This is a genomic window from Buttiauxella brennerae ATCC 51605 (assembly GCF_001654925.1).
Taxonomy (GTDB): Bacteria; Pseudomonadota; Gammaproteobacteria; order Enterobacterales; family Enterobacteriaceae; genus Buttiauxella; species Buttiauxella brennerae.
The window spans coordinates 401491-410453 of sequence record NZ_LXER01000011.1 but is presented as its reverse complement, the minus strand read 5'-3'; the positions used below and the strand labels follow the sequence as shown (position 1 = coordinate 410453).

Genomic DNA, 8963 nt, shown 5'->3' with positions numbered 1-8963 from the left:
GCCGGCCAGCTCTGCGGCAGTGCCGGGAAGGCCTTCCTGTCCGCCACCCGGTTGCCCGCCGGGTCACTCAGGCTCAGTTGCGACAGCGTATGCTGCGCGGAGGTTATCTGGGTGCTGAGTAACCGTCCGGCCCCGTCATACCGGTAATCGCGCTGCTCATGCGGCCCACGGATACCGGTCAGCTGCCCGTCTGCATTCCAGCCGTAATCGCGGTTAAGCTGAGGGAGGCTCAGGTGATGGTGCTGTAACTGCCCGGCGGGGGTCCAGGCCGTCGTCAGCGCATAATCCCCGAAGGTGCGCTGTGTCTCGCGGTGCAGGCGGTCACGGGTGAAGTCCATCAGCGGCGTGTCACCGAACTTCATACCCGCCAGATACCCGCTGCCGTAGGTCAGCCACGCCACCGGCGGCAGGTTATCCGGCTTAAACCGGTTCATCAGCCCCTGCTCACTGTAGGCCTGTTTTGTCTCGTGCTGCCAGAGCAGCGCCTGCGTTGCCGGATCATGCGCCGTCTGGCGCTCACTGATAAGCCGCCCCCGGCTGTCATAGCTGTAGTGAACCGCAATCCGCTGGCCGGCGCTGAGATGGCTGATGTCCGCCAGCCAGCCCCGTTCGTTGTAGCCCCACTGTTCTGCCGGTTCGTCATTCACCGTGCGGTGCGTCAGGCGGTCTGCCTCATCGTAATGCCAGTGCGTGACAAGCTGTGTATCTTCGCTGCGGATGAGCTGCCCGGTGGGGCCGTAGTGGTAACGCTGCGTTCTGCCGTCAAAGCCGCTTTCCTGCGTCAGCCGGTCCCGCACATCGTACCCAAAGGTGGTGGTGGCACCGTTCTCGTTTATCAGTGCCGTGACACGCCCGGCCAGGTCGTGCTCCATCCGGCGTGTCAGCCCGCCCTGGGTGGTGCTGACCACGTTACCCCACGCATCATACGCCGTGGTGGTACGACTGCCGTCCGGGGACATCACGGCGGTGAGGTCACCGGCGACGTTGTATTCATAACGCGTTTGCCTGCCCTGCGCATCCTGCTGACTGACCAGCCAGCCGCGCGCATCGTAAACCCGGTAGCGGCTGAGGCCTTCTTCCTGATGCACGGCACTCAGTTGCCCGAACCGGTCATATTCATAGCGGGTTTCATAGCCCGAGCAGTCGGTGTACGTCAGAAGCTGGCCGTAGCGGCTCCAGCTCATCTGGCGGCTGCCGGTGGCATCGTCGCGGGTGGTCGGATATTCGCTGTGCGGATCATCATAACCATAACGCGTCTGAGTGCCGTCCCGCTGCACTTCGCCGGTCAGCCTGCCGTGCTCATCATAGTCACGCCGGCTTTTCAGGCCGTCCGGGTGAACCGTGCTGGTCAGCTGCTGCTGGCGGTTGTAGTAAAACGCCGTGCGGCGGCCATCCGGGGCGACGGTCTCCGTCAGCTGGCCGCTGCCGGGGCTCAGCCGGTACTGCGTTGTGCGTCCCGCCGCATCCGTCTGCGCCACCAGTCTGCCGGCCGGATCGAACTCGCTGCGGGTGAGGCTGCCGTCGGCAAATTCCTGTTTGACCACCCGTCTCATGCCGCCTTCACCGTCGGTGTGCAGCACCTCGCGGCGGTTCAGGCTGTCGGTGGTGGTGACGCGATTCTGCTCATAGCGGTAGGTGTAGCTTAAGCCAGCGGGGTTGCGCTGCTCCGTCACCCGCCCGTCAGCGTCATAGACATAACGCATCTCCGGGCGACCGGCGTAACGGTGCGCCACCATCCTTCCGGAATGCAGTGCATCATACGTGAAGCCGCGCACGGCGGTGCCGCTGCGGTCGTCCACCCCGGCCAGCTCGCCCCGCGGGGAATAGTGATAGCGCACCAGCGGCTCAGCCGGCAGGTTATCCGGGTAAAGCGGGTCACGGGTGAGCCACACTTCCGCCAGGCGCACGCCGGTGTCGGTGCCGTAACCGGTGGCGGGCAACGCCTCCGGGAAAGGCGGCTGTTTTTGTTTCCGGGCCTGTTCTGCGCGCTGTGCCTGCGTGGTCAGCACCAGCCGGAAGCGGCGGCCTGCGCCATCGGTGACACCGGTGATGTCACCGCTGAATTCACCGGCAACCTCACGATGAAAGATCATCCTGTGCCCGACATTATCCACCAGTCCGGTCAGTATCCGGTACGGCGGCAACGGCGCCGGCAGCACCTCGTCGACGGCGGGAATACGCTCACACCCGCCGAGCACCCACCACGGCCCCTGCGGGCTGCTGGTGGCGAGGTAGCGATGGGGGCTCAGGCGAAGGTCTTCCGGGAGTGCCAGCCAGAGGGCATACAGCGGATGGTTATCCTGCAGGGCAGCCACGCCCCCCCGCGCCAGCCAGAGGGATTCACTGCGGCTGAGCGCCACCTCCCCCGGAAACAACGGAGTAAAGTGCAGGCTTCTGCCGCCGTTGTCATTGAGTATCAGGGCGTTATCACGTATCTGCAGATGCACATCAAAAGGCGCTTTCCAGCCGGGGCCAAACACGCCCACCGGCGCCGGCGTCCGGGTCTGATAACTGCTGTAGGTACGGGAAAGCACCAGCGGCAGCGGCCCCGGCAGGGCAAGGTCGGTTTCGCCGGGCAGCACCTTGGCCCCCAGCAGCGGGTTCACCGGGTGGCCGGAGGTTCTGCCGCCCGGGCACACCGAGCAGGCCACTCCGGTTGGTGCGCCAATCATCACCCCTGGGGAGCCCTGAACTATCGGGCCGCCCATCGCCGTCATGTCACCCATCCGTGCCGCGGGTTTACCGGTCATACACAAATCCTTCTGTTTACATGAACTGAAAATTGATGGTTACGCGGGGCTGCCGTTCAGAACTGCCGCATGTCCGGCGGCTGGCTGCTGTCCGCCTCCGGTGCTTCCGGCGGATTGTCCGTCAGACCGCAGTTCCAGTTAATCATCAGGGCATCGCCGCTGACGCTCTGCACACCCTGCAGATTAATGGCGGTGCCGTTGAGGAAGATTTTCCCGTCCTTCGTCAGCACCAGCCTCGCCATCCCGCAGCGCAGTTCCAGATGCTCACCTGCGGAATACACCGCCACTTTGCCGGTGCTCTCGGTGCGGTTTTTACCCACCGTGAAGGTGACATTCTCCCCGACGCTGACGTGATACCCCTTACCGACCACCAGCGATTTCTGTATCCCCACCTGTGAGGACTGCGTCAGCGCCACCGAGGTGTTCATCACGCCCCCGACGGTGGTCTGGTAAGCCAGCCCCACGGTCAACGCGCGGACAATACCCACCGTCTCCGACTGGTTCTGGCCGACGGTGATACTCTGGTTTTGCCCCACGATTTCTTTCTGGTTTTGCACCACCGTCTGCAGCTGGTTTTGCTTCACGGTGATGACCTGGTTGCCACCGATGGTTTCGCTATGGTTGACTTTCACATCGGTGGTGCGGTTATTGAGCACTTCAGTGTCCATGTTCTTCTGCGCATGGAGGTACAGCTGCTCCGCTGAGGTCGCGTCATCAAAGCGCAGTTCGTTAAACCCGCTGCCCTTGTAGGTTTTTGAGCGGAGGGTCATCTGCGTTTTCGTTCCCGGCAGGTCTCCCGGTGAACCGTTAAATTCATGATAAGTCCGCCCCATCACTATCGGCTGGTCCGGGTCACCGTTGAGGAAATCGACTATCACTTCCTGGCCGACACGCGGTATCGCCAGGTGGCCAAACCCGGCACCGGCCCACCCCTGTGACACCCGTATCCAGCACGAGCTGTCTTCCGTGCCGCCGTGATAACGGTCCCAGCGGAATTTCACCCGCACCCGCCCGTGTTCGTCGCAGAAAATCTCCTCCCCCGGCGGGCCGGTCACCACCGCACTCTGCGGGCCATCGACTTTCGGTTTGAAGCGCGGGGCCGGACGCCAGGTGCGTGTAGCGGGCATCACACTGAACTGGTTGATGAGGGTGGTGCCCTCGCCGCGACTGCCATGCAGCGCCTGCGGCTGGTCACCGGTCAGGATACTGCTCACCACCTGCCATTCCCGGTTCTGGGCCTTTATCGGGTGACCGGAAAGGGTGAAACGCACCCCCGGCCATAACGTCGCTGACGTGCTGGTCCCCGTGGCAGTTTCCGCCTGATTGCGGCAGCCCTCGGTTTTGTAACGGGTAAAATCCCGGCCGTGCTGTTCATCCTTGAAACGCCCCGGATAATCATAAATTTCATACTGTGCGCGCTGGCCGTTCAGGCTGTCGGCCTTGTGGTTATACCTCCCCGGCCAGTCCGGTACCTTAAAGGTGTAATCCTGGCTCATGACCGAAGACGGCAGCACGTTCGCTTCGTAACGAAACACGCTGATGCACTCCCTGGTCACGTCCGGGGTATTCGGGTTAAAGGGAAAGGTATTTTCTGCGCGGACCAGGCCAGCAGCGTCATCACACAGCGTCAGTTTCTGCGCCTGCGCTGAGGCGTCATCGAAGAAGCTGATGCCTTCCTCGGCCCACAGTCTTGCCAGAAAATCCAGGTCAGTTTCCCCGTACTGAACGCAGAATTCCCGTGCCGGATGGCTCTCATAAAAGGAGGAGGTCCAGTCCGTGACGCCGTTTTCCGCCAGCAACGTGGCGGTGATGGTTCGGATATCCTGCTGCTGAAAAATACGGAAGTTCTGGCGCAGGCCACAGCGCCACAGGGGAGGATGAATGCGGAAACGGTAGCGCATCTGCCAGCCGTTGTTCTCGCTCATGCCGAAGGTGGCAATCATGCCGCTGACATGGCGCACGGCGGTGGCACCCTGCCAGACCGTCAGCGTGGCATTCTGCTCGAGTAACTGTTCGGCAGTCTGGCGGAAGGAGTCGCTGGCAACATCGACGTCGAGGATAAAGGAGGAGGAATAATGCTGGCGGAGGAAGAAACTCACCACCGCAAAGGTGTCCGGCTCAAGCCCCGCCACCTGTAGCGTAAAACGCAGTCCTTTTACTGACATAATTCTTCCCTGTGCCGACGCGCTGCCGGACAAATGATAAACATGGTTAACAGGTGAAGAAGAATAAGCAGTCTGGTTTTTTATAGTGTGACCGAGGTCAGTTTTTCAGGTTGAAAATCAAAAAATAGACAAATATATCACTTATATATCAACTATTTAATTAATTTTGCGTATGATTACCCTAAAGGGATTTACACTGTGAATTAATCGTTTTGACTTAAATCCAAACGGCGGACAAGGAGTCAGGTGCGAGGAGTACAGGGAAGCCGTAGCTTCCCTGTATAACAAATCATTACACCTGCAAATAGACCATTTGCGTTTGCAGATACTCATTCAGTCCGTGGCGGCCATCGGCACCACCAATACCCGATTTACGCCAGCCCGCATGGAAGCCTTGCATTGCTTCAAAGTTTTCACGGTTGACGTAGGTTTCGCCGAATTTCAGCCCTTTAATCGCCTTCATCGCGACATTTAAATCACGCGTATAAACCGAAGATGTCAGGCCGTAATCGCTGTCATTTGCCATTTCAAGCGCCTGCTCCAGCGTGTCAAAGGTGGTGACGGGCAGCACCGGGCCGAAAGTTTCGTCATGCATGATGGCCATATCCTGGCGCACATCTACCAGCAGCGTCGGCGGGTAGAAATACCCTTTCCCTTCTGGCGCTTTGCCGCCCAATACCACGCGTGCGCCTTCGCTAACAGCTCGCGCCACTTTCTGCTCAACGCGTTCCAGCGCTGCGGCGTTAATCAACGGCCCCATCGACACATCGTTACGCTCGCCAGTATCGCCAAAACTTACCTGTTTAAACGCTTCGCTCAGACGGGTGATAAACTCATCGTAAATGCCTTTTTGCACATACACGCGCTCTGCACAGTTGCACACCTGCCCGGTGTTAATCATACGCGAGTCGACAATTGCTTTCACCGCGATATCAAGGTCAGCATCGTCCATCACAATGGCCGGCGCTTTGCCGCCCAGTTCAAGGCACACTTTGGTGATGTTTTTAGACGCCGCCGCCATGATTTTTTCACCCGCGCCGACGCTCCCGGTCATGCTAACCATCGCGACTTTCGGGTTACCCGCCAGTTCTTGCCCTACCGTTTCACCGCGCCCAAGCACCAGGTTAAACACCCCTTTTGGCAGCCCGATATCATGGACAATCTCCGCAAAAGCGATGGCGTTGTTTGGCGTAAATTCGCTGGGCTTGATAACAATGGTGTTGCCGGTAATCAGCGCTGGCGCGAGTTTGCGGGCAATCAGGAAGAACGGGAAGTTCCACGGCAAAATCCCGGTGGTCACGCCAAGCGCACGTTTGAACACCAGAATGTTTTCACCCGGGCGGTCACTTTGCAGAATTTCACCTTCGTAACGACGCGCCCACTCAGACATATAATCGAGATAATCGGCGGTGAAGGCCACTTCCACTTCAGCCAGTTGCTGCGTTTTTCCGCCTTCCGCAACAATCAACGCGCTGATGGTTTTTGCACGCTCACGAATACCGGCAGAGATCTTACGCAACCACCCTGCGCGCTCAATGGCGGGTAGCGCTTCCCAACCGGCCTGTGCTTTATGCGCCGCATCAATGGCATCACGGGCGTGTTTCGCGTCTGCGTCAGGAATGCGAGAAATCAGTTCTTCTGTTGCAGGATTAATCACATCAATCCACTGATCGCCCTGCCACTGAACAAATTGACCATCAATATACATCGGGTGTTGTACAGGTGCTGTCATGACCGGCTCCTTTGTGTTCGCTGTTTTATTGTTTCGAGTATGTAAAATACATGTGAACACTTTAGGTTTGTAAAACAGCTAACCGGGCAATATGCTCATGAACTGTGATGGTTCTCAATAAAAATGGCTGAAAAGAACGCTTTTTGGGGAATGGCTGGAAACTGAAAATGACCGTTTTCAGCATGCTTACCTGAAAACGGTCATCAAAGGGGAATTACAACAGCTCGCGAGCAGTCGGGTAGTCAGTGATCAGCACGTCGATATAACCGCCGTGCAGCGCACCGCGAATGGCATTGGCTTTGTCATTCCCTCCTGCAAGTGCCACCACATGCGGGCAGTCCCGAACCTGGCTCAGTTCCATACCGATAACCGGATCTTCTTCTTTGCTCAAAACCGGCTCGCCCTGCGCATTGAAATAATGCAGGCAGATATCCCCCACCGCACCGCGTTCGGCAAGGGTTTTCAGCATCGCTTCGCCATAATAGTTGCCCGAATTTTTCAGCAGCTGGGACGGCTCAAGCTCACCGATACCGAGAATAGCCACATCCACTTCGGCGAATTTATTCACCACTTCGGCGACATCGTCGCTGGCGACCAGTTTGGCGCGCTCTTCAACGGAATGCTCAATACTTTGCGATGGCAGCAGCCAGGCCGGGCAATCCAGTTGCGCCGCCAGGTTTTGCGTCAGAATGGTTGCTTGCACGTTACCGTTCGGCCCCACACCACCGAGCAGTTGAATCACGCCGCGCGCTTTAATGCTCTGCGGGTGGAGCTCATCGACCATCGCACGAATGGTGGAACTCCAGGAGGAAATCCCCACCAGATCGTTTGGCCGTAAACGTGTTTCCACATAATGCGCCGCCGCGCTGCCTATCGCATGTTTGATTTGCGAGGCGGGTGCTGACTCATCGACATCCACCACAATCGCCTGGCGAATACCGTATTTTTTCTCCAGCGCCTGTTCGAGCGAGAGAAAAATATTGGCGGGCTGGATAACACTGATTTTTACCACGCCCTCTTTTTGGCAGCGTGTGATAGCGCGTGAGACAAATGACTGCGACAGGTGCAATAACCCGGCGATTTCTGACTGCTTCATCCCTTCTACAAAGTAGAGCGTCGCAATCTTGACCAACAAACGTTGTTCGTCCTGCTTTGACATAAGCGCCTCCTGATTCTCTACCTGATATTTTTATTCAAGCCTGCATAAATAACAAGACAGCATTCCTTTTGCCGTTAATTCGTACAATTTGTGATCACATTCGCCTTTTTATCATTTTGCTCAATTCCGCATGGACAGAACCATAATCGGGGCATATCGTTACATTGAATAATAAATCATATTTGAATATATATTCAATGTGGAGATAAAAATGAAATTTACCCTACTAAAGACCTCGCTCGTTGCCGCTCTGTTTGCTTCATCTGCTAGCCTGTATGCCGCTGATAACGGGCTGATTGCCATTATTACCCCATCGCATGACAACCCATTCTTTAAAGCTGAAGCCGATGGCGCGATGGCGAAGGCAAAAGAACTTGGCTACACCACGCTGGTTGCCTCTCATGACGATGATGTAAACAAACAAAACCAGCTGATTGAAACCGCTATCGCCCGTAAAGCGAAAGCCATCATCCTTGATAACGCGGGTGCCGATGCCACCGTCGGGCCACTGGAAAAGGCCAAAGCCGCCGGGGTGCCGACCTTCCTTATCGACCGTGAAATCAACAAAACCGGCGTCGCCGTGGCGCAGATTGTTTCCAATAACTACCAGGGCGCACAACTGGGGGCAGAGAAATTTGCCAAATTGCTTAACGGCAAAGGCAAATATGTTGAGTTGCTGGGCCGCCAGTCAGACACCAATGCCCACGTGCGTTCACAGGGCTATCACGACATTCTCGACGACTACCCGGATATGAAAATGGCGGCGCAGCAAACCGCTAACTGGAGTCAGACCGAAGCCTTCACCCGCATGGAGTCCATTTTGCAGACTCAGCCCGACATCGTTGGCGTGATTTCCGGTAACGACACCATGGCGCTTGGCGCAGAAGCCGCCTTAAAAGCCGCCGGGAAAACCAATGTCATCGTGGTGGGTTTTGACGGTAGCGACTACGTGCGCGACTCGATTATCGCCAAGAGCAATATCAAAGCCACCGTGCTGCAACCCGGTTGGGAACAAGCACAAATGGCCGTGGTGCAAGCCGATTTCTACCTGAAAAACGGTAAACCGCAATTGCAGGAAAAACAGCTGATGGACTGCGTGTTAATTGACGACAGCAATGCATCGATGCTGAAAACCTTCAAGCTGGCTAAGTAATCCG

Annotated in this window: 5 protein-coding genes; 1 reads left to right on the top strand and 4 read right to left on the bottom strand. The window is 57.2% G+C overall.

Features of this window, described 5'->3' with window-relative positions; translation table 11 throughout:
* The 4 genes from M975_RS07155 to M975_RS07140 all read right to left on the bottom strand — a co-directional run.
* Positions 1-2750, bottom strand: a 2750-nt coding sequence (locus tag M975_RS07155) for a DUF6531 domain-containing protein (protein WP_064558259.1), incomplete at its 3' end; no start/stop codon positions are given.
* Positions 2751-2806: 56 nt separating this feature from the next.
* Entirely contained in the window at positions 2807-4915 is a 2109-nt protein-coding gene (locus tag M975_RS07150) for a type VI secretion system Vgr family protein (protein ID WP_064558257.1), read from the bottom strand.
* A gap of 292 nt (positions 4916-5207) precedes the next feature.
* Entirely contained in the window at positions 5208-6647 is a 1440-nt protein-coding gene (aldA, locus tag M975_RS07145) for an aldehyde dehydrogenase (protein WP_064558256.1), read from the bottom strand.
* A gap of 214 nt (positions 6648-6861) precedes the next feature.
* A complete protein-coding gene (locus tag M975_RS07140; RefSeq protein ID WP_064518741.1) occupies positions 6862-7806 on the bottom strand; it encodes a sugar-binding transcriptional regulator in 945 nt (314 codons plus the stop codon).
* A 211-nt stretch (positions 7807-8017) separates the two neighbouring features.
* Here M975_RS07140 and M975_RS07135 point away from each other — a divergent pair, with 211 nt between their 5' ends.
* Positions 8018-8959, top strand: a complete 942-nt coding sequence (locus M975_RS07135; RefSeq protein WP_064558255.1) for a D-ribose ABC transporter substrate-binding protein — start codon at positions 8018-8020, stop codon at positions 8957-8959.
* Positions 8960-8963 lie beyond the last annotated feature (4 nt).

Excerpts from the sequence above, each read along its gene's own strand:
- M975_RS07140 (WP_064518741.1), bottom strand. The coding sequence starts at position 7,806 with ATGTCAAAGCAGGACGAACAACGTTTGTTGGTCAAGATTGCGACGCTC.
- aldA (WP_064558256.1), bottom strand. The coding sequence starts at position 6,647 with ATGACAGCACCTGTACAACACCCGATGTATATTGATGGTCAATTTGTT.
- M975_RS07150 (WP_064558257.1), bottom strand. The coding sequence starts at position 4,915 with ATGTCAGTAAAAGGACTGCGTTTTACGCTACAGGTGGCGGGGCTTGAG.
- M975_RS07135 (WP_064558255.1), top strand. The coding sequence starts at position 8,018 with ATGAAATTTACCCTACTAAAGACCTCGCTCGTTGCCGCTCTGTTTGCT.